Origin of the sequence: Rhizobium sp. Root483D2 (genome assembly GCF_001426685.1) — a bacterium.
Lineage (GTDB): Bacteria > Pseudomonadota > Alphaproteobacteria > Rhizobiales > Rhizobiaceae > Pararhizobium > Pararhizobium qamdonense.
In genome coordinates this window covers 19,862-38,972 of record NZ_LMFB01000011.1, presented here as the reverse complement: position 1 = coordinate 38,972, position 19,111 = coordinate 19,862, and the positions used below count along the sequence as shown (strand labels likewise).

21 protein-coding genes are annotated in these 19,111 nt (G+C 59.3%); 11 read left to right on the top strand and 10 right to left on the bottom strand.

What is annotated here, in order from left to right; genetic code table 11:
* Positions 1–4: 4 nt before the first annotated feature.
* A complete protein-coding gene (locus tag ASD32_RS09240) occupies positions 5–3,442 on the bottom strand; it encodes a response regulator (RefSeq protein WP_060637743.1) in 3,438 nt (1,145 codons plus the stop codon).
* A 599-nt stretch (positions 3,443–4,041) separates the two neighbouring features.
* Between ASD32_RS09240 and paoA the strand changes: the two genes are divergently transcribed.
* From paoA to ASD32_RS09210, 6 genes are all read left to right on the top strand, one after another.
* Positions 4,042–4,680, top strand: coding sequence for an aldehyde dehydrogenase iron-sulfur subunit PaoA (gene paoA / locus ASD32_RS09235; RefSeq protein WP_060637742.1), 639 nt, complete (start codon positions 4,042–4,044; stop codon positions 4,678–4,680).
* Positions 4,677–5,627 (top strand): xanthine dehydrogenase family protein subunit M, encoded by a 951-nt coding sequence (locus ASD32_RS09230; RefSeq protein ID WP_060637741.1) that lies wholly within the window; start codon positions 4,677–4,679, stop codon positions 5,625–5,627. The genes paoA and ASD32_RS09230 overlap by 4 nt, the downstream gene beginning before the upstream one ends.
* A gap of 3 nt (positions 5,628–5,630) precedes the next feature.
* Positions 5,631–7,826, top strand: a complete 2,196-nt coding sequence (gene paoC / locus ASD32_RS09225) for an aldehyde oxidoreductase molybdenum-binding subunit PaoC (protein WP_060637740.1) — start codon at positions 5,631–5,633, stop codon at positions 7,824–7,826.
* Positions 7,827–7,870: 44 nt separating this feature from the next.
* A complete protein-coding gene (locus ASD32_RS09220) occupies positions 7,871–8,803 on the top strand; it encodes an XdhC family protein (protein ID WP_060637792.1) in 933 nt (310 codons plus the stop codon).
* Between the two features lie 198 nt (positions 8,804–9,001).
* Positions 9,002–9,448, top strand: a complete 447-nt coding sequence (locus ASD32_RS09215; protein WP_060637739.1) for a PRC-barrel domain-containing protein — start codon at positions 9,002–9,004, stop codon at positions 9,446–9,448.
* Positions 9,449–9,536: 88 nt separating this feature from the next.
* Positions 9,537–10,004 (top strand): MgtC/SapB family protein, encoded by a 468-nt coding sequence (locus ASD32_RS09210; RefSeq protein ID WP_060637738.1) that lies wholly within the window; start codon positions 9,537–9,539, stop codon positions 10,002–10,004.
* A 25-nt stretch (positions 10,005–10,029) separates the two neighbouring features.
* On the opposite strand, the gene ASD32_RS09205 is transcribed toward ASD32_RS09210, so the two are convergent.
* The 4 genes from ASD32_RS09205 to ASD32_RS29475 all read right to left on the bottom strand — a co-directional run bounded on the left by ASD32_RS09205 (position 10,030) and on the right by ASD32_RS29475 (position 11,304).
* On the bottom strand, positions 10,030–10,293 hold the full coding sequence (locus ASD32_RS09205) for a DUF982 domain-containing protein (protein WP_162252653.1): 264 nt from the start codon (positions 10,291–10,293) through the stop codon (positions 10,030–10,032).
* Between the two features lie 151 nt (positions 10,294–10,444).
* A complete protein-coding gene (locus tag ASD32_RS09200) occupies positions 10,445–10,690 on the bottom strand; it encodes a DUF982 domain-containing protein (protein WP_060637736.1) in 246 nt (81 codons plus the stop codon).
* A gap of 172 nt (positions 10,691–10,862) precedes the next feature.
* The gene (locus ASD32_RS09195; RefSeq protein ID WP_060637735.1) at positions 10,863–11,099 is read right to left on the bottom strand and encodes a hypothetical protein; all 237 of its coding nucleotides are present in this window, start codon (positions 11,097–11,099) and stop codon (positions 10,863–10,865) included.
* A gap of 58 nt (positions 11,100–11,157) precedes the next feature.
* A complete protein-coding gene (locus ASD32_RS29475) occupies positions 11,158–11,304 on the bottom strand; it encodes a hypothetical protein (RefSeq protein WP_156383115.1) in 147 nt (48 codons plus the stop codon).
* A 242-nt stretch (positions 11,305–11,546) separates the two neighbouring features.
* Between ASD32_RS29475 and ASD32_RS09190 the strand changes: the two genes are divergently transcribed.
* Complete coding sequence (locus tag ASD32_RS09190; RefSeq protein ID WP_244490145.1) at positions 11,547–11,942, top strand: response regulator; 396 nt, start codon at positions 11,547–11,549, stop codon at positions 11,940–11,942.
* A gap of 106 nt (positions 11,943–12,048) precedes the next feature.
* A complete protein-coding gene (locus tag ASD32_RS09185) occupies positions 12,049–12,264 on the top strand; it encodes a hypothetical protein (protein WP_060637733.1) in 216 nt (71 codons plus the stop codon).
* On the opposite strand, the gene ASD32_RS09180 is transcribed toward ASD32_RS09185, so the two are convergent.
* Entirely contained in the window at positions 12,248–12,766 is a 519-nt protein-coding gene (locus ASD32_RS09180; protein WP_060637732.1) for a 2'-5' RNA ligase family protein, read from the bottom strand. The two genes, ASD32_RS09185 and ASD32_RS09180, sit on opposite strands and share 17 nt — an antisense overlap.
* Positions 12,767–12,818: 52 nt before the next feature.
* Positions 12,819–13,139, bottom strand: coding sequence for a hypothetical protein (locus ASD32_RS09175; protein ID WP_060637731.1), 321 nt, complete (start codon positions 13,137–13,139; stop codon positions 12,819–12,821).
* Between the two features lie 353 nt (positions 13,140–13,492).
* Here ASD32_RS09175 and ASD32_RS09170 point away from each other — a divergent pair, with 353 nt between their 5' ends.
* Positions 13,493–13,837, top strand: coding sequence for a DUF4112 domain-containing protein (locus tag ASD32_RS09170; protein ID WP_060637730.1), 345 nt, complete (start codon positions 13,493–13,495; stop codon positions 13,835–13,837).
* Between the two features lie 70 nt (positions 13,838–13,907).
* On the opposite strand, the gene ASD32_RS09165 is transcribed toward ASD32_RS09170, so the two are convergent.
* On the bottom strand, positions 13,908–15,827 hold the full coding sequence (locus ASD32_RS09165; RefSeq protein WP_060637729.1) for an AI-2E family transporter: 1,920 nt from the start codon (positions 15,825–15,827) through the stop codon (positions 13,908–13,910).
* Between the two features lie 243 nt (positions 15,828–16,070).
* On the opposite strand from ASD32_RS09165, the gene ASD32_RS09160 reads away from it, so the two are divergent.
* Entirely contained in the window at positions 16,071–16,553 is a 483-nt protein-coding gene (locus ASD32_RS09160; protein WP_060637728.1) for a pyridoxamine 5'-phosphate oxidase family protein, read from the top strand.
* Between the two features lie 239 nt (positions 16,554–16,792).
* Positions 16,793–17,077 carry a hypothetical protein gene (locus tag ASD32_RS09155; protein WP_060637727.1) on the top strand — a complete coding sequence of 95 codons (285 nt, stop codon included), beginning with the start codon at positions 16,793–16,795 and terminating at the stop codon, positions 17,075–17,077.
* 46 nt (positions 17,078–17,123) lie between these two features.
* On the opposite strand, the gene ASD32_RS09150 is transcribed toward ASD32_RS09155, so the two are convergent.
* On the bottom strand, positions 17,124–18,815 hold the full coding sequence (locus ASD32_RS09150) for a response regulator (protein WP_060637726.1): 1,692 nt from the start codon (positions 18,813–18,815) through the stop codon (positions 17,124–17,126).
* Positions 18,808–19,101: a circadian clock KaiB family protein gene (locus ASD32_RS09145; RefSeq protein WP_244490144.1), complete on the bottom strand. Its 294-nt coding sequence runs from the start codon at positions 19,099–19,101 to the stop codon at positions 18,808–18,810. Before ASD32_RS09145 ends, ASD32_RS09150 begins: the two co-directional genes overlap by 8 nt.
* Between the last annotated feature and the right edge of the window lie 10 nt (positions 19,102–19,111).

The window sequence follows — 19,111 nt, the reverse complement described above, 5'->3', positions numbered from 1 at the left end:
TCGGTCACCGGGGCATCCAGACGCGAACGAGGGACAGAAGTTTTTCGACATCCAGGGGTTTGGCCATGTAATCATTAGCGCCGGCGTCGATGCAGCGCTGCTGATCATCCGGCATCGCCTTGGCGGTGAGCGCGATGATCGGCAGCCTCTTCCAGTCCGCATTCCTGCGAATTTCCCGGGTGGCGGTCAGCCCATCCATGACCGGCATCATGACATCCATGAGCACGAGGTCGATCGCCGACCCAGGTTGACTTGCGGCCTTTGCAAGCGCGTCGAGCGCTTCCTGGCCGTTTCGCGCGATCTCGATGATGGCGCCGCGCGGCTCAAGGATATTGGTGAGCGCATAGACATTGCGGACATCGTCTTCGACAACCAGAATACGCCGCCCCTCAAGCAGCGCGTCTCTGTTTCTCGCCTTGCGGATCATCTTCTGCTGTTCGTCCGGCAGTTCGGAGACGACCTGATGCAGGAACAGCGTGACCTCGTCGAGCAGACGCTCCGGCGATTTCGCGCCTTTGATGATGATCGATTTGGAGTAGCGCCGCAGCTGCTGTTCGTCATCGGCTGACAGCACGCGGCCGGTATAGACGATCACGGGCGGAAAGGCGTAGGCGGTTTCCTTGCTCAGCGTCTCCAGCAGGGAATAGCCGGATGCGTCCGGCAGGGACAGATCCAGCACCATGCAGTCGAACGTCTGTTCCTTCAGAAGCTGCAGGCATTCCGCCGCAGTACCGGCGACCATGGTCTCGACGTCATGCGAGGTCAAAAGCTTTGCCACGGCATCGCGTTGGATCTGGTTATCCTCGACGATCAGGACGCGGTGGACACGCTGCGAGAGCTTGGCTTCGAGCTTCTGCAACACCTCGATCAGCTGCTCCCGCTTCACGGGCTTCAACATGTAACCGACGGCGCCGAGCGAAAAGGCCGTTTCGGCGTGATCGTCGCCGGAGACGATATGGATGGGTATGTGGCGGGTGCGGACATCGCGCTTCAGCCTGTCGAGAACGGAAAGGCCTGACTGGTCCGGCAGGCCGACGTCGAGGACGATGGCGCTCGGCATGAATTGCTTTGCAAGATCCAGAGCCTCCTGCGCCGTTCCGGCCACCAGGGTTCGAAAGCCCATTTCGCGGGAGATATCCCGCAGGATGGCGGCAAAGGTATCGTCATCTTCGATGACCAGAAGAACCCGCTTTTCGTCAGATGGCGCCGCCCGGTCGTCGTCCACGAGATTGTGCCGCTCGATGGAAACGGCGCGTGTTTCGATCGCCGGGGAAATCGTAGGCGCCGCTGACACCGCCGTGCTGCGAGCGTCGCGGGGTGCAACGGTTGCCGGATCGTAAGCTTCCGGAATGGTGATCGTGAACGTGCTTCCATGCCCTTGACGGCTGGTCAGATGGATCGCGCCGCCGAGCAGACGGACGAGTTCGCGCGAAATCGAGAGGCCAAGACCGGTGCCGCCATATTTGCGGCTGATCGTGCCGTCGGCCTGATGGAAAGCCTCGAAGATGCTGCGCTGCTGTTCCTCGGCAATGCCGATGCCGCTGTCCGTCACGGCGAGCGCGATCTGCCCGTCAGGAGCACGCCGGATCGAGAGACCGACGCGTCCGGTTTCCGTGAACTTGAAAGCATTCGACAGAAGGTTCTTCAGCACCTGTTCCAGCCGCTGCAGATCCGTCTGGATGATGGCAGGGCATTCCGGTGCAATGTCGATGTCGAATGTCAGCCGCTTGTTTTCCGCGATCGGCTGAAACAGCTGGCGGATATTGTTGGCCAGACGCTCCACTGACACGGCTTCCGGCCTGATATCGATATGCCCCGCCTCGATCTTCGAGAGGTCGAGGATATCATTGATCAGGTTGAGCAGGTCATTGCCTGACGACTGAATGGTCTGCGCATATTTGACCTGCTCTGCCGTCAATGTGTCATCCGGATTATCCGCAAGCAGCTTGGCGAGGATGAGGGAAGAGTTGAGCGGCGTGCGCAGCTCATGCGACATGTTGGCGAGGAAGTCCGATTTATACTGGCTGGCCTGCTGCAGCTCGCGTGCCTTCAGTTGAACGGCAGCATTCGCGCGCTCCAGATCGTCGCGCTGGCCTTCCAGCTGCTGCGTCTGTTCCTCAAGCTGCGAGTTCGTCTGCTCCAGCTCAACCTGCTGCTGCTCCAGCCGCACCTGCGATTCCTTCAGCGCCCGGCTCTGTTCCTCCAGCTCTTCGTTGGAAACGCGCAGCTCCTCGCTCTGAACCTGCAGCTCTTCGGACTGCCGCTGTGTTTCTTCGACCAGGTTCTGCAGCTCGACACGATAGTTTGCCGAGCGGACCGCTGTCGCGATCGAGGGGGAAACCTGCTCGAGCAAGACCAGTACACTTTCGTCGACCGGCCGCAAAAAGCCCAGTTCGATCACCGTATTGACATCGCCATCGACGCTGCCGGGAGAAATGACCAGATGCCGCGGCTTGTCCCGCCCCAGCGCCGATCCGAAGGTGATGTAACCATCGGGGATATCGCTGACCACGTTGGGCCGCCCCTCAGCCGCTGCCTGTCCAAGCAGACCTTCCCGCAATTTGAATTGCTCTGGAACCGCTGATACGTCCGGCACGCCATAAATCGAGGCGCGGCGAAATACGCCCTTGCCTCCGACGAAAACCGCGCCGGCGATCGCGCCGGCATATCCGGCCAAAAATTCGAGGATGCTCTCGCCCAGCTGCTCGGTACGCTTGTCGCCCATGATCGCGGCGCTCAATCCGACATGGCCTGACTGCAGCCATTCCTCACGTCTTCTCGCGAGCGTCGCCCGGCGCAACAACACCCCGATCGCGGCGGTCAGGAGAATTCCAAGAAGGCCAGAGAGTATGCTGCTGGCATAGGCCGTACGGTAGGCGCCATCCATTTCGGCAAGGCGCTTCACACGCAGATCGCTTTCTTCTTTTCCCATGGCCGAAAGCTGCATCCGGATCGCATCCATCTGGACTTTGCCCCGCTCCGAATTGACGACCGCAAGGGCGGCATCAATACCCTGCGTCCCGCGCAGATCGATGGTCTCCTTCAGCTCGGCAAGCTTGGCCTCCACATGGGTTTTGAGTGCCCCGATCCGGCGTTGCTGCGCCGGGTTATCGCTGGTCAGTTCAGTGATTTCAGTCAGCTTTTGCGGGATCGCGGCCACGGCGGAATTATAAGGCTCAAGATAGCGCTGGTTGTTGCTCAGCAGGAAACCGCGCTGCCCGGTCTCGGCATCCTGTACCCTCGACAGCAGCTCGTCCAGAGCGACGATCACGTCATGGGAGTGAACGACTTCCCCATTGTTTTCGCGCAGGCTCTGAAGATTGAGATAGGCAACCAGCCCGCTGATCAGAAAGAAAGCGATGGCGCCAGCCAGGCTGAAGGCCACAACCGGGTCCAGACCCAACTTTCGCGCTGATGTGTTGGGCATATTGCTCTGCTTCATGAAAGATCTCGTCGGATGGATAAGAGGACAGGTGGGCGCGGGGCCAAGTCGTCATGCGAAACTGTTCAGCGCAACCCCGTAAATTAGAAACACACGCATTATTTTCAGGGCGACCCCAACCGCCGGCAATTCGACCACGCCCGCGCGATGTAGCGCGCCGGACGAAACCTTCAAGCGAGAGGAAGGCAAGTTTCCGGTTCTTTCGACGCCCGATAAGGGCAAACCGCCCAAAGGCCGTCCTTCTGATTGCGGGCGATGGCAGGAGGCGATAACCCGCGCCGGTTCTGTCCCCTCCAAAACAGCCAGGCATCAACTGCACCGCCGCCCATCGAAATGCGGCAGACGTGTCCGCTCCTGCGCTTTTCAAGATTTCTGAGCCGTCCTGACGGAAGCGTGAACGCAGCGGAAAAATTTATCGCGAACTTTTCACCGGCTCGATGGTTATCGGGCCAGGGCAGGACTCGTTTTGCTTGAACGAACGCGGACTGCCGATGCGAGGGTCATGATGGCGCGATGGTGCGTCAGCCTCTTTCACCACGCCAACCCAGTCAAACTTCGCCTTTACACCTGCCCATTGGGCCAAAACACGGGAGCTGGATATGCAGCCTACGATCCAACTGGAAATATCCCGCCGGAACCTACTGATCTCGTCGGCTGCGACGATTGCGATCACCGGCGCCACGACGAACAAAGCCGCAGCACAAACAGGGGGAAACCAGATGCCGGATATGACCAACCTATCTTTCGTGGTCAACGGAGAAAGCCGGGATCTCGCCGTCGATAACAGAACCACGCTGCTGGATGCCCTTCGCGAGCATCTTCATTTGACCGGAACCAAAAAAGGCTGCGATCACGGCCAATGCGGCGCATGTACCGTTATGGTCGATGGCCGCCGTATCAACTCCTGTCTCACACTCGCCGTCATGCACGAAGGAGACGAGATTACAACGATCGAAGGTCTGGGCAAACCCGGCGACCTTCACCCCATGCAGGCCGCCTTCGTCAAGCATGACGGGTTCCAGTGCGGCTATTGTACGCCGGGGCAGATCTGTTCCTCCGTGGCGATGCTGGAAGAGATCAAGGCGAACATCCCCAGCCACGTCACCGAAAATCTGACCGCAGACGCAGGCGTTACCCCAGCCGAAATTCGCGAACGCATGAGCGGCAATATCTGCCGGTGCGGCGCCTATTCCAACATTGTCGAAGCGATCGTCGAAGCAGCGGGGACACGAGCATGAGAGCCTTCACCTACGAACGCGCGTCCTCCATCGAAGCGGCCGCCAAGGCAGCTGCCTCCAATTCGGACGCCAAATTCATTGCAGGCGGCACCAATTTGCTCGACCTGATGAAGCTTGAGATCGAGACCCCGACACATCTGATCGACGTGAACGGTCTTGGCCTCGCCGAAATCGAGGGCACATCGGACGGTGGCCTGCGCATCGGCGCTCTGGTTCGAAACACCGATCTTGCCGCCCACGCAACCGTGCGCCGCGATTACGGGCTGTTGTCGAGAGCGCTTCTCGCAGGAGCGTCAGGCCAGCTTCGTAACAAGGCGACCACCGCAGGCAATCTCTTGCAGCGCACCCGCTGTCCGTATTTCTATGACACCAACCAGCCGTGCAACAAGCGCCAGCCGGGCAGCGGCTGTTCCGCCATTGGCGGCTTCAGCCGCCAGCACGCCGTCACAGGAACCAGCGAAGCCTGTATCGCAACTCATCCCAGCGATATGGCCATCGCCATGCGGGCGCTCGATGCCGTCGTAGAAACCGTGCAAGCGAACGGCAGCCGCCGCTCGATCCCGATCGCCGATTTCCACCGCCTGCCGGGTGATACGCCACATATCGAAACCGTTCTGGAGCCCGGCGAATTCATCATCGCAGTATTGCTGCCCGCACCGATCGGCGGCCGGCACATCTACCGGAAGGTCCGGGACCGCGCTTCCTATGCCTTTGCGCTCGTCTCCGTTGGGGCTGTCATTCAACCGGACGGGACTGGACGGGTCGCAGTCGGTGGCGTTGCCCACAAACCCTGGCGCATCGATGAAGCGGACGAAGCACTGCCAAAAGGTGCGCGGGCAACGGCCGGCATTCTTCTTGCCGGTGCCCACCCGACCGAACAGAACCGATTCAAGGTCGATCTCGTCGAGCGCACGCTCGGCGCAGTCATCGCCGAAGCAAGGGGTTGAGCCATGCAGTTCGATACACCAGCAACCACCAATCCCATCGACAATCTCAAGGTCGTCGGTCAGCCGATCCCCCGCATCGACGGTCAGTTAAAGACAACCGGGCGGGCAATGTACGCCTATGAATGGCACGATGCAGATGTGCGCTACGCCTATGGCTATCCGGTCGGTGCTGCAATCGCCAAGGGCCGTATCAAATCGATGGATATCTCCGCGGCAAAGAAAGTGCCGGGCGTGATCGCCGTGGTGACGGCACCGGAAGTCGGTAAGCTGAAGAAGGGGAAATACAACACCGCCAATCTTTTCGGTGGAGACGAAATACAGCATTATCATCAGGCGATCGCCGTCGTGGTGGCGGAGACCTTCGAGCAGGCACGCGCGGCCGCAGCCCTGATCGAGGTCGATTACACCGAAGAAAAGGGCGCATTCGACCTGAAGGCCGCGATGGATACCGCCGTGAAGCCCGAGACGGAAGAGCCGGACTCGGCCGCCGGCGATTTTGAAAGTGCCTTCAAGACCGCGCCCGTCACCCTCGACCAATCCTACACAACGCCTGACCAATCGCATTCAATGATGGAGCCGCATGCCTCTATCGCCGCATGGGACGGCGACACGTTGACGCTGTGGACGTCGAGCCAGATGATCGACTGGTGGCGATCCGATCTGGCGACCACGCTCGACATCGACAAGGAGAAAATCCATCTGATGTCGCCGTTCATTGGCGGCGGTTTCGGTGGTAAGTTGTTTCTGCGGGCAGATGCCCTGCTGGCCGCTCTCGGGGCCAAGGCTGCGAAACGCCCGGTCAAGATCGCGCTGCCGCGCCCGCTTCTCGTCAACAACACGACCCACCGCCCGGCGACCATCCAGCGCATCCGCATCGGCGCCGAACGCGACGGCAAGATCACGGCCATCGCGCATGAGAGCTGGTCGGGCGACATTGAGGGTGGAAATCCCGAGACCGCCGTCATGCAGACACGTCTGCTTTATGCCGGTGAAAACCGCATGACGGCGATGCGGCTGGCGACACTCGATCTTCCAGAGGGCAACGCCATGCGGGCACCGGGAGAGGCGCCCGGCCTGATGGCGCTCGAGATCGCGATTGACGAGATCGCCGAGAAAGTCGGCATCGATCCCGTCCAGTTTCGTATTCTCAACGACACCAAGGTTGATCCCGAAAAGCCCGAGCGGCCATTTTCCCATCGCGACCTCGTCGGTTGTCTGAAGCTTGGTGCGGAGCGTTTTGGCTGGGATGTGCGTGGCAAACCCGGATCAAAGCGCGAAGGTCAATGGCTGATTGGCACCGGCGTTGCGGCGGCGTTTCGAAATAACCTTGTGATGCCGTCAGGCGCGCGCGTGAAGCTGGACAGCGAGGGCGTCATCACGGTCGAAACGGATATGACCGACATCGGCACCGGCAGCTATACGATCATCGCGCAGACGGCCGCAGAAATGATGGGTGTCGCGATGGACAAGGTCGGCGTCCACCTTGGCGATTCCCGTTTTCCCGTTTCGGCCGGTTCCGGCGGGCAGTTCGGTGCCAATTCCGCAACATCCGGCGTCTATGCCGCCTGCGTAAAGCTGCGGGAGGCAATAGCGCAAAAACTTGGCTTCAATTCCGACGATGTGGCCTTCGAAAATGGCACCGTTCGCTCCGGCAACCGGTCCGTCCCGCTGGCGGAGGCGGCAGGTTCCGGTGGTCTGGTGGGCGAAGACACGATGACATGGGGTGACCTCTCGAAGACCCATCAGCAATCGACGTTTGGCGCGCATTTCGTTGAGGTCGGCGTCGATGCCATGACGGGAGAAAGCCGGATTCGCAGGATGCTGGCCGTTTGTGCGGCCGGACGTATCCTCAATCCGGTCACGGCGCGCAGTCAGGTGATCGGGGCCATGACGATGGGCGCTGGTGGTGCGCTGTTTGAAGAGCTTGCGGTTGACAAGAGCCGTGGGTTTTTCGTCAACCACGATCTGGCCGGTTACGAAGTGCCCGTTCATGCCGATATCCCCCATCAGGAGGTCATTTTCATGGACGAGACCGATCCGATGTCGTCGCCGATGAAGGCAAAGGGGGTCGGCGAACTTGGCCTGTGCGGCGTGGCAGCCGCCATCGCCAATGCCGTCTACAATGCGACCGGGGTCAGGGTGCGCGACTATCCGGTCACGCTGGACAAGCTGATCGGCGGTCTTCCGGAGATCGCGTGACCATGCAGCCGGTATCGATGGCTGATGTTGGGAAAGGGAACAGCATGCTTGAAATCTCCACTACCGCTCTGCTCCCAACACCGGTCAGGGCGCTGCTAATCGATGACCCTGCGGAAATCCTTGGCTTTGCAGTCGAGTGTTTCCGCGAAGGTGCCGGAGTTGCATTGGCCACCCTCGTCGAAATACGCGGCGGTGCGGCCCGCACTCTGGGATCCCATGTGGTGGTCGCCGCCGATGGCCGCTTTTGCGGCTATGTTTCCGGCGGCTGTGTCGAGGCAGCCGTTGCTGCGGAGGCTTTGCTTGCCATGGAGGCCGGACGCGACCGCACGGTCCTGTTCGGCGATGGCTCGCCCTTTATGGATATTGTTCTCCCATGCGGCGGCGGAATTTCCGTTGCAATCCACCTGCTACGCGACGTCACCGGCATAGAAAGGGTGCTTGAAAGTCTGAACGGACGCCAGCCAATGGGTCTCAGATATGCGCCCAGGCATCAGTCGCTGGACCTCGTGGAAGCACCTCCAAGGGCTGGTTGGCAGGAGGACGAATTCCTGACCGCGTACCGCCCGCGCACACGGCTGCTCATTTCCGGACAGTCGATCGAAGCAGAAACCGTGGCACGGCTCGGCAAAGCGTCCGGCTATGACGTTGTCCTCACCCGCGCAGGGGCGGGCAAGCCGGTTATGACCTCACAGATCGATGCATACACCGCCATCGTCATGCTGCATCACGACCTGGAGCAAGAGATACCAGTTCTGGAGGTGGCGCTCCACTCGCCCGGCTTTTATATCGGCGCATTGGGAAGCACGAGAACGCACCGGCACCGCGTCGAGCGCTTGGCGGCATTGGGATATGGTGACGCGGAATTGCGCCGCATCAAGGCACCGATAGGCGTCTTCGGTCCGGCGCGGGACTCCGCTTCGCTGGCGCTTTCGGTGCTTGCCGATATCGCAGCGTCCCGTTTGATGTCTTATGGATGACCATGCCAGGCATCACCGGTTTGCCGGATTGCCCCGAAAAGCCAAGGCCATAGCCGGCTATCCATTGCTGTGTGGAGTGGTCGCGCCGGCTCGTTTTGAACCGAAGGTCTGGAACCTTATGCCCGGTCGCGTGTTAAGTGCCGCCGGGCAGACGGCTTCATCTCTGTCACATGCATTCGATACAGGAGCCTACCCAATATGAGCCTACGTCCCATCCTCGCTGGCGTCGCACTTTCCCTTTTCGCCGGCGCCGCCCTCGCGCAGACTGCCGCCGCAACAGGCGCCGATGCGACCCTCAGCGGTCCCGGTATTACAATGGGCACTGCTGCCACCATTCCGCTCAAGTATGTGAACATTCAGGACACCGACCTGATGACGTCGAAGCTGATCGGCATTGACATCGTCAACAAGCAGAATGAGGAAATCGGTGAGATTTCCGATATCGTTGTCGGCGACGGCAAGGCGGTCATCGGGATCGTTGCCAGCGTCGGCGGCTTCCTCAGCATCGGCGAAAGCTATGTCGTGCTCGACCCCGCCTCGGTTGCTCTTGCCGAGACGGACGGAACCTGGAAAGCCTATGTTGATACGACCAAGGATGATCTGTCGAACGCGCCCAAGCTCGACTATTCTAAGATGAAAAAATAAACCGGTCTTGGGCCAGCTTTCGGGCTGGCCCTTAGCCTCCGGGGCGCGCCGATAAGGAATCTTTCTGCATCAATATGGGGACAAGGCTATGCTGAACCAGATCTACGATATCGGCCTGTCCTTCAATATCGTGCCGCATATCGGCGCGCTCGTCGTCGCCTATATCCTGGCATTGCCCATCGGCTGGGATCGCGAAAAGAGCGAACGCAGCGCGGGCTTGAGAACATTTCCCCTCGTGGCCATTGCCAGTTGCGGCTTCATTCAAGCCACGGAGAACCTGACGGCGGGAAATGCAGAAGCCACCGCGCGCATTGTCGAAGGCCTGATCACCGGGATGGGCTTTATCGGCGGCGGCGCTATTCTGGTGGTCAGCAAAAGCGTGCGTGGTACCGCGACCGCTGCCAGTCTTTGGGCCACCGGCGCGATCGGCACCGCTGTCGGGCTCGGCGCCTATGATATCGCGCTCGTCCTATCCGTCATGACTTTCCTGACGCTTCGCTTGAATGGCAATTTCAAGCCACCCGAGGAACCCGGCGAGAAAAATCCCGACCGGTGATCTGGAAGCCGTGATCGGCACCGTCTCAATTGGCGCGTAGCTCCTGGTCCATCGTGGCGGCGACAAATGCCTGACGGGCCTGTTCCGGCGTCATCTTGCGCTCAAGCGCCAGCCGGCAACAGCGGGCAGCATTTGCAGAGATATTGCTGTTGGGACCGACCATATGCCGGCTCAGGATTTCAAACCCTTGAAGCGGCCCGCAGACCTTGCGCTCGATGCCGCCCCGAAGCCGGACAATAACGGGCTGCCACTGGATTTCAGTCGGATTGCAGATTTCATTCGGGTGCATGCCTTCCTCCATAAGAAACGAGATCTCCCGCGCCGCAAACGTTGGATGAGAGACTTTGTTCCTCGGCAGTTGAACAGCATGATTTTTGACGCTGCGGATGGTTCGCTTTCACCAAATTTGCGGGGAAAAGCTGTGACAATTACCCGAATCTCTAAGGCGCCAGGACGGGATTTTCGGCCTCGATCGCCGCGCGGACGAAAGCGCCGCGGGATTCCTCAATTTCTTCACCGGGCTGCAGCGCAGCGGTGCATGCGACCTTGGCAGCTTCGCACAGCGGACCACAGTCAACCGGCCAATTATTTTCGAGATAATGCAAGGCCTCTTTCGGGCCATTGATCGTGTACGGGCCCTCGTCGCTCGTGATGGTAAGGGGAATGTCCCAAATGATGTCCGGCATATCAATCCTTCCTGCAAAACAGCGCAACATTCGAGGAAGGGCAATGTTCCCAGCCATCACGCAGCCGTGTCCAAAAGTCGGGAATAAGACCGCAAAATTGATGGCAGGCACGCGTTGTTGATGCGCGATGAGGCTCCAAGGCGGGAAATGCGGCACCCCAGAGAGGATGCGATCACCACGGGCGCCGATAGATTGGCCGTGTGAAAATCTTGCCCTGTTCGACGAATGATACCGTGCCGACAAGGCAATGCTTTTCGCCGCTCTCAAGCGTACCGGCGCCAAACTGCTTTTCTATCGCTTCAGATAAAGTCAGGCCTGAAACCACGACGAGGTCACTATCGACCAGCGTGCCGCCGGCATCGAAGTGCATCGGATGGATGAAAACATTGCCTCGGAAGGGCTCAGCCATCAGGCGTCACTCAAGATCTGCGTTGGAGGGCGGGGTGGGCAAAAACGGCTGACATGCGTCATTGCGCGCCAATGGCGATGACGACAGGAGCGGAGTCTATCGGGAGCGTGCTGCCGCTGGGCAGCGTGTAGATATAGCCGATCGTCAGTGCCAGCACGCCAAAGGCAAGGTTCATCAGCGCGACTGCGAAAATATCGTCGTCCATCGTGGTTCTCCTTTGAGCAAGGGAACCCCATCGATCGGAGAAAGTTCCGGCCGTAATTGCGAGCGATACGCCAACCGGGGACTAGCAGCTGACCGCGCGCTATCTGCAGTCCCGGCGCGCTTCACAGTCGATTGTTGGCATTTTATTCATATTGTTTCCAAATACTGTTAGCCAAAGGCAATCTAAATCTGGGCAGGCGCGTTGATCGAGTAACCAGAGTGGAGACCGCCATGGACAATGACATGCGTACCATACTCGTTGTCGAAGATGAGCCGCTCATCCGGATGCTGTTGACGGAGGCGCTCGAAGACGAAGGCTACGGCGTCCGCGAGGCGCGGACCGTCCTTGAGGCCGTCGCGATCTTGGGCCTGCACGAGATTGATGCCGTCATCACCGATATCGACATGCCGGGCGGTTTGACTGGTCTTGATCTCGCAAAGCTCCTGCAAGGCTACGGGAAACGTATTCCCACGATCGTAACCTCCGGCGGTCACCAACTCGACGACGATATACTGCCGGGCGAGGCCCGCTTTGTCCCGAAGCCTTATAGCGTGGTTGCGATGCTTTCGCTGCTCGGCGAAATGTTTCTGGCCCAGCCGGACCGGCAGCGCGAAGGTGCTCAGAAAACAGCATCCTAGATTGTGGAAACGGTGGTCCAAGGGGCCAAAAATATCGCCAAGCCCATGGAAAGCCTGGACCAGCGTCCCCATTTCCTTGATTAGACATCAGTCAAGTGAGGTTATCATGTCAACGACGGGCGCCAATGCTTCAAAAGCGTTGCTGATTGAGATCATTCCACCGGAAAAGACTTCGATGGATCGCATCATGATGTGTGACTGTTGCCGCGAGAGAAAGCTTGCGAGCCAGTTCGATCAGGATTGCTGCGGGATCTGCATCGACTGCATTGACGCCGATCCGGTCTGCTTTAACGGGGATATCGAACTCAAGCACCGCTCCTGAACGGCGCGGCAAATTCGTGTTCCCACGGACCATCCAGATATCTCCACAGGTCGAGCCCGATGATATCGATCTCATGCGGACTGAAGGTCCCGGCGAGATCCGTGTAAAGCCTGTCTGCTGCAGGTCTTGATACTTTATTCTGCACCGTGATGTGCGGCTGCCATTTTTGCATGTCCTGCGACACCAGATAAGGCGCGAAGGCGGATTTCAGCCCGGCACGGACAGTTTGGAGTTCCGGGCTGATGACCGTGAACGCCACGCCGGCACCAATGTGGCGAACGCCGTTAACCTCTGCCTTGATTATGCTGGTTGCTACCGCCGCGTCCGTGAGTTGCTTCATGATCTGGCCGGCATATTCCCCCGGCAAGCGGTAAAACACCGTCAGATGCGCACGCAGAAAGTTTCTAGCCTGCGGAAAATGCGCTTGCCGCAGACGGTCGAACGGCTTCAGATCATCCTGCGCAATCTGCGCGGTCACAATAAGGGGATGAAGCGTCTTCATTCTGCGGCGCTGCCTCTCATTCCATATTCTATGCAGAACAGCCTCCGCACAATCATAGACGCAAATCCTCGGCCCAAACGGCATAGGGCGTGTTCTTGACCAGATGCCGGTTGAAGTCCGGCGCGCCGTCGTTCCACCAGACAGGGCCACGTTCGCCGAGCGAAACCTTGGCCTCATCGACACGCTGCCGGGCCAGCGCCAGCGCAGCGGCATCACCCTTCGCATCGCGAACTGCACGGCGGGCCGACATCAGCGCCTTGACAAGGCGCTCACGGGTTTCCTCATCAAGGTCCGGATTGCTCCGGCGCCAGAGGCGGCCGCGAACGACAAAATACCTGCCGTCCGGCGTATTCGGATAAGCCGCGTGGCTCAAGCGTTTTCCCTCCCAACCAGTCTGACCCTATGCTTGCCGCTTTTGCCAACGACCAGCGTGAGCTGGCGTATGGAACCTTTGCGTCAGCTTGGTGTTTAGGAGCGGCAAAAAGGTTGTGAACGCGTCGCGGATATTCCTCCGCAATTCGCCGAGCCAGGCACTGGCAGCGGCCTTTAAGCCTTCCTAAGTGAGTGACATGCCGCCAAGCGTGACGATTTTCAAGCGTGACGATGGTCCCGATTTTCCACCCCAAATCCGAGGCGACACATGGCGGATGATCCGGCACCGAAGGCAGGTACAAAGTGAACGCTCCCGGCATCGACCATGAGGATCGGATACGGCGGCTGCGCCGGATGCATGGCATAGCCAGGCTGATGGATACGGCGATCCGGATACCGGGAACGGGTGTGAGACTGGGCGCGGATTCGATCCTCGGGCTTTTGCCTGGCGTGGGCGATGCCGGTGCCGCGCTGGTGGGCCTGTTTCTCGTCAACGAGGCCCGCCAGCTTGGTGTGCCACCCCAAACTCTCCTGCGCATGCTGGGAAATCTGGGCGTCGATACCATCGGTGGAAGCGTGCCGCTGCTTGGCGATATCTTTGACGTCTACTTCAAATCCAATCGCCGTAACCTGAACATCGTTCTCGACCATTTCGGCATTTCGGAAGAGGAGCTTCTGCGGACGCGCAGAAGGACGTAAAGCGAGCAATAGCGGGTTCGGTCCACCCTTGCCGTGCGAAAGCTCTCCCTCCGTATGGCCACTATCGCCGTTACGCATCCACAGCCTGACCAGCCCGCGGGCGTGGTTTTGACAGCTTTCGCGCGATGCTTTTCAAAACCACGGCATCGGTCTGACCGAGCGCATTGCGAACAGCTTCCGTCAGGCTGATGGACACAAAGTCTGCATTGATCTCCTCAGGTTCGATACGTGGCCGCTCATCACCGTCTGCCATTGGCGTGATGATGCCCACGCGCAGAGACGGCTTGGCGCGCTTCAGGCGCCGGACGATCTGACGCGCGTGTGATTTGGAATTGTCGTTGAGGAAAGCCACAAGAACCGTGTCAGCGCCTTCCGTGGATATCGCGTTGCGGCCCGCAAAGATGGTGTGTTCCGCCGTCACCACGTCTGCACCTTGAACGGCGATGACCTGCGCCATCATCCATGCGGCGGCGTCATCGAGCGCACCTCTGCCCCCCACGCAGACGATTGTACGTCCTTTACCATCGGGAAGGTCGAGGTCTTTTTCGTCCTCGCCGCCCTCATCCGGCTTATCCGGCTTGTCCGCCTCATCCTCTTCGTTTTCCTCTTCCTCGGCGATCTCGGCGAGATTGCCGATGAGGATCTGCGCGCTTGAAGCGACCAGTGCGATCTGCTGCTCGGACATGACCCCTCTTTGACGATCCGTCTCGCCCAGCACCAGCGCCGGCAAGCCGACCTTTTCGTAATAGTCGATCAGATACTCATCCTCGAGAAACTCCTCCGCATTATCGGTGGCTTCGCTGGGATCGCCGGCAAGCAGGCGCTGATAGAGTTTTTCCTGCGGCTGGAGCACAGGCTCGTTGCCAAGCAGAACGTCGAGGAAGCTGAACTGCGGAACATATCGTCCAAGGACCACCAGGCAGACCGTTAGGGGTGTCGAGAGCATCAACCCCAGCGGCCCCCATAGCCAAGACCAGAAAATGGCTGAAATGATGATGGCGAGTGGAGACAGGCCGGTATGGCTGCCATAGAGCCATGGTTCGATGATGTTATTGCTGATCAGTTCGGTGACGATGAACAATCCCGCGACCCAGGCGACAAGCGACCAGCCAGGGGAAATCGCCAACGCCAGGAAGAGCGGCAGGATCATGCCAATCACCGGGCCGATATAAGGCACGAACCGCAGCACCAGCGTCAGCAGGCCCCATAGGACTGCGTTTGGGATACCCAGCAGCCAGAGCCCGATGGTGATCGGTACGGCATAGAGTGCGTTGACCACCAATTGCATCAAAAGGTACTTGCCGACCCGTTTCCCCGCGTCCTGTAGGGCGGCCGTGGTACGGTGAAGATCGCCAAGCCCGACCAGGCGGATGAAGCGGTCGCGCAGCTCTTCGCGTTCCAGCAGCATGAAAATCACCAGAACGATGACCAGGCCCGCAGTCGCGAACGGACTGATGAGGGGCAGGATGACGTTCACCAAAGTTTCGATCGGCTTGGAGCGCGTGATGATCTCGACCGGCATTGGTTCGCGGATGTTCGCCTCCGGTGCAGACGCGTCCTGGCTTTCCACCGCGCGGTTCTGCATCTCGGCTCCGACCCGCTCGACGACCTTACTCAGGTGTTCGAGCACACCATTGCCGGATCCGGCCTGACTGAGGGCATGCACCTTTCCGACGATGTTGCGCTGATAGGTCGGAATATTCTCCGCCAGATTGGCAACCTGACCGGCGACAATGAAGCTGAAGGCAGCAATCACCAGAAACGCGGAGACGACCGCCAGGATCACGGCGGCAATTTTCGGCACATACCGCTTGCGCAGGAAGGAGACGATCGGTGCAAGGGTGAAGGTCAAAAGCAGTGAGAGCGCCAGCGGCACGAAAATTTCCTGCCCCACCCGCAGGATGACGGCGACGCCGATCAGGATCAGGATCGTCCGCCCCGACAAAGCAGTGTTGGCCAGTGAACCCTGGCTTGGAACCGCGCCGTGCATATCTGTGACCTTGGATGCTTGCGTGCTCAACGGCCGACTCCTCGTGATGCTATGCGGCGGCAATCTGGCGCCTGAACGCTTAGATACGGCAGTCTTGGTGTTTATCGAGGTGGCTTCAAAAATATTGGCTTATCGCCAAAGGCACGGATTGCAAAGAGCCGATAAGGCGGCAGCAAATTGCCGCCTGGCGGAACCTTACAGGGGTCTGCGGGTTGCTGGTGCGAAGCCATGGAGAAAGACGAAATGACCCAGACGATAGACGACGTGACGCGGGCCTATGACCTGATGGAAAAGATCACGTTCTGCATGCTCGCGACGCGGGATGACAGCGACATCCGCGCCAGGCCAATGGCGGCCCATGTCGAGCGCATGGAAAACGCGATTTATTTCCTGACCGACGCTGAAAGTCACAAGGACGAGGAGATCGAGAAGTTTCCGGACGTGTGTCTGGCCTTCGCGGATTCCAAGGGCCAAAAATATGTGTCGGTCTCCGGCAAAGCCACGGTTTCCAATGATCGCGAGAAGATCAGAGAACTGTTTTCCACTCCGTCGAAAGCCTGGTGGGATGATGCTGACGACCCGTCGATCCGCGTGCTCAAGATCGATCCTTCGTCCGCCGAATACTGGGATAGCCCCGGTACGGTGGTCAGCTATATCAAGATGTTTGCTGCCGCAGTGAGCGACAGCCGGCCGGATATGGGCAAAAACGCGAAGGTTGATATGTAATAAGCCGGGTCTGGAAAGGCGCTTCGTAAAAAAATTCTGCAGGCGTCCAATTCTGCCTTCACCGATAGCAAAGCGCCTTAAACGGTCCACTGTTCAAGGCGCTTTTCCGTGCCCGGCATCGAAAATTTAGGCGCAGAACCTGCTGATGGCGATGGCAAACCGGGCGAACTTACCGAAATGGTTGACACCAGCATCGTCCAATGAGAACAAGAGGGGAACATTGAATAAGGGAATGCAAGATGATCCGCTATAAACGCCACGACGAGCCGGACACGAAGGTCCAAAAAACACCATCAAAGCCGAATGCAGATCGCGCGACAGCCGCAGTAGCGGGTCAATCCGTTGAACATGTCGACGCTGCTCCGTTAAACCTAGAACCGGCGCCGGCAGGTGAGCCGCTGACGCTCTCATTGACCGAGGATGTACCGCGCAAAACCCGCAAGCCTGCGAAGCGAAAGGTCAAAAACGCGGATGCAAATGAGCCAGCGGCCACGTTGCCATTGCTGACGAGCCTCGACGGCTGACATTGCTTCCTGAAAAACTTTTGTAGCTATTGCCCGCAGGCAATCGCTATGGCTGCATCAGTTCCAGCAATACCGCAGACAGCTCTTCCATTCTGTAGGGCTTTGCCAATATCCGCACGCCCAACGCATGGGCCTCGGCCTGAAATGCGGCGGCATAGCCGCTGGTCAGCAAAACCGGGACATCGTATTTGCGCGTGTGGATTTCCTTGGCAAGGTCCACACCGTTCATCCCGCCGGGCATCATGATATCGGAAAAGACCAGATCGATATTACGGCCATTGGCCAAGGCACCAAGGGCTGCCTGGGCAGAAGCCACGCGCGTCACCCGGTATCCGGAACTCCTGATCATCTCTGCGGTGAATTCCGCCACTTCATGATCGTCCTCGACGAGGAGCACATGGCCGTTGCCCGGCCCTTGATCCAGCTCCGTTTTCGCATGGCCAATCTCGGCAGTACGGGCGTTGGGTGAGAGGTCGGAACGGGGAAACAGCAGCGAAATACTCGTGCCCTGTCCCACCTCGCTCTTGATATCCAGCTTGCCGCCTGCCGAGTTTGCAAACCCATATGCCTGCGCCAATCCGAGTCCGGAGCCCTTGCCGACATCCTTTGTCGTATAAAACGGCTCCAGAGCATGCGCGAGAACCTCAGGCGTCATGCCGGACCCATTGTCGGCAATGATGACCTGAACGAAATCGCCGGAGAACCGGCCCGCTTTCAAGGAAGGTTTGTTTTTTGCAGAAACGGTAATCGTACCGCCGTTCGGCATGGCATCCCGGGCGTTGATGCACAGGTTCATCACGACGAGTTCAAACTCGTTGGTATCGAGATAGACCGGCCACAGGTCGGCGGCGAAATCGGTGACCACCTGAATGTCGCCGCGTAGCGACCGCTCCAAAAGCTCGCGCATTCCGGCAATCTGGCGGGGGATGTCAATCGCTTCGGGATCGATGGCCTGGCGCCTGGAAAACGTCAGAAGCTGGCGGGTCAGCCCGGCGCCCCGGTCGACCGCCTGGCGCATGCCGATCTCGATCCGTTCGCGGCGAACCGGATCGTCGGTCCGCTTCAGCATATCGAGACCACCGGAAATCGCCATCAGCAGATTGTTGAAATCGTGCGCAACACCACCGGTGAGCTGGCCGACGGCTTCCATCTTCAAACTGTGGCGCAGAAGCTCCTCGGTGCGCTGGCGCTCCTCCACCTCCAACAGCAGCCGTTCATGTGCGGAACGCAGTTCCTCTCCCGTGCGGTTCTGATCGGTCAGATCCGTCACCACGCAACAGAACGTCTCAGGTGACCGCTCGTCTCCACCGAGCCTGGCGAAGGAGAAGTGAACAGGAACAAGCAAGCCGTTCACCGAGACCAGGTCAAATTCACCCTTGCCGGACTGGGCTGCAGCCACATCGAGCCGGGCGATGTCGTTTGGAGACACGTACCGTGACAGGAGGCCGCCAACGATGGAGCTGGTATTGACGCCGACGAGTTCGGCAAACCGCCTGTTGCTGTAGAGAACAGTGCCGTCGGCCGACAGGGTCACGGCACCTTCGCGCATTTCCTCGACAAGGATCCGGTAGGTCTGGTCGGCGGTCTCCAAGGTATAGACCTGCGGCACGCCACCTTCACCGGCAACGACGACCGCATCGACTTCACCGTTGCGGATCGCATCGAGTGTTTCTTCCGCCTCCCTCAGGCGCTCGCGCAATGCCTCCGTCTCGCGAGAAAGGCTGCCGTCTTCAATCATCTTTGCCGGTCCTGTTCGTACTCTTTCGCTGCACGATGCCCAGCGCCTCAAGGGCCCTTGGCTCGTCGGACAGATCACCGATAATGCGCCGGATCGGGCCGGGCATGATCTTCACCAGCGTCGGCGCGGCAATGATCTGATGCTCCCTTGCCGCCTCCGGATGCTGATAGAGGTCGATCACCTCCAGCTCATAGTCATCCGTGTAATGCGCGTCGCAGATGCGCCGGGCATTCGAAATTGCATGCACGGAGCGTGCGGTCGTTCCGGTTACGTAAAGTCTCAACACATATGTCCGC

Bases quoted from the DNA above. Each gene is read 5' to 3' on its own strand.
- ASD32_RS09240 (WP_060637743.1), bottom strand. From the start codon at position 3,442: ATGAAGCAGAGCAATATGCCCAACACATCAGCGCGAAAGTTGGGTCTG.
- paoA (WP_060637742.1), top strand. From the start codon at position 4,042: ATGCAGCCTACGATCCAACTGGAAATATCCCGCCGGAACCTACTGATC.
- ASD32_RS09230 (WP_060637741.1), top strand. From the start codon at position 4,677: ATGAGAGCCTTCACCTACGAACGCGCGTCCTCCATCGAAGCGGCCGCC.
- paoC (WP_060637740.1), top strand. From the start codon at position 5,631: ATGCAGTTCGATACACCAGCAACCACCAATCCCATCGACAATCTCAAG.
- ASD32_RS09220 (WP_060637792.1), top strand. From the start codon at position 7,871: ATGCTTGAAATCTCCACTACCGCTCTGCTCCCAACACCGGTCAGGGCG.
- ASD32_RS09215 (WP_060637739.1), top strand. From the start codon at position 9,002: ATGAGCCTACGTCCCATCCTCGCTGGCGTCGCACTTTCCCTTTTCGCC.
- ASD32_RS09210 (WP_060637738.1), top strand. From the start codon at position 9,537: ATGCTGAACCAGATCTACGATATCGGCCTGTCCTTCAATATCGTGCCG.
- ASD32_RS09205 (WP_162252653.1), bottom strand. From the start codon at position 10,293: ATGCACCCGAATGAAATCTGCAATCCGACTGAAATCCAGTGGCAGCCC.
- ASD32_RS09200 (WP_060637736.1), bottom strand. From the start codon at position 10,690: ATGCCGGACATCATTTGGGACATTCCCCTTACCATCACGAGCGACGAG.
- ASD32_RS09195 (WP_060637735.1), bottom strand. From the start codon at position 11,099: ATGGCTGAGCCCTTCCGAGGCAATGTTTTCATCCATCCGATGCACTTC.
- ASD32_RS29475 (WP_156383115.1), bottom strand. From the start codon at position 11,304: ATGGACGACGATATTTTCGCAGTCGCGCTGATGAACCTTGCCTTTGGC.
- ASD32_RS09190 (WP_244490145.1), top strand. From the start codon at position 11,547: ATGCGTACCATACTCGTTGTCGAAGATGAGCCGCTCATCCGGATGCTG.
- ASD32_RS09185 (WP_060637733.1), top strand. From the start codon at position 12,049: ATGTCAACGACGGGCGCCAATGCTTCAAAAGCGTTGCTGATTGAGATC.
- ASD32_RS09180 (WP_060637732.1), bottom strand. From the start codon at position 12,766: ATGAAGACGCTTCATCCCCTTATTGTGACCGCGCAGATTGCGCAGGAT.
- ASD32_RS09170 (WP_060637730.1), top strand. From the start codon at position 13,493: ATGCATGGCATAGCCAGGCTGATGGATACGGCGATCCGGATACCGGGA.
- ASD32_RS09165 (WP_060637729.1), bottom strand. From the start codon at position 15,827: ATGCACGGCGCGGTTCCAAGCCAGGGTTCACTGGCCAACACTGCTTTG.
- ASD32_RS09160 (WP_060637728.1), top strand. From the start codon at position 16,071: ATGACCCAGACGATAGACGACGTGACGCGGGCCTATGACCTGATGGAA.
- ASD32_RS09155 (WP_060637727.1), top strand. From the start codon at position 16,793: ATGATCCGCTATAAACGCCACGACGAGCCGGACACGAAGGTCCAAAAA.
- ASD32_RS09150 (WP_060637726.1), bottom strand. From the start codon at position 18,815: ATGATTGAAGACGGCAGCCTTTCTCGCGAGACGGAGGCATTGCGCGAG.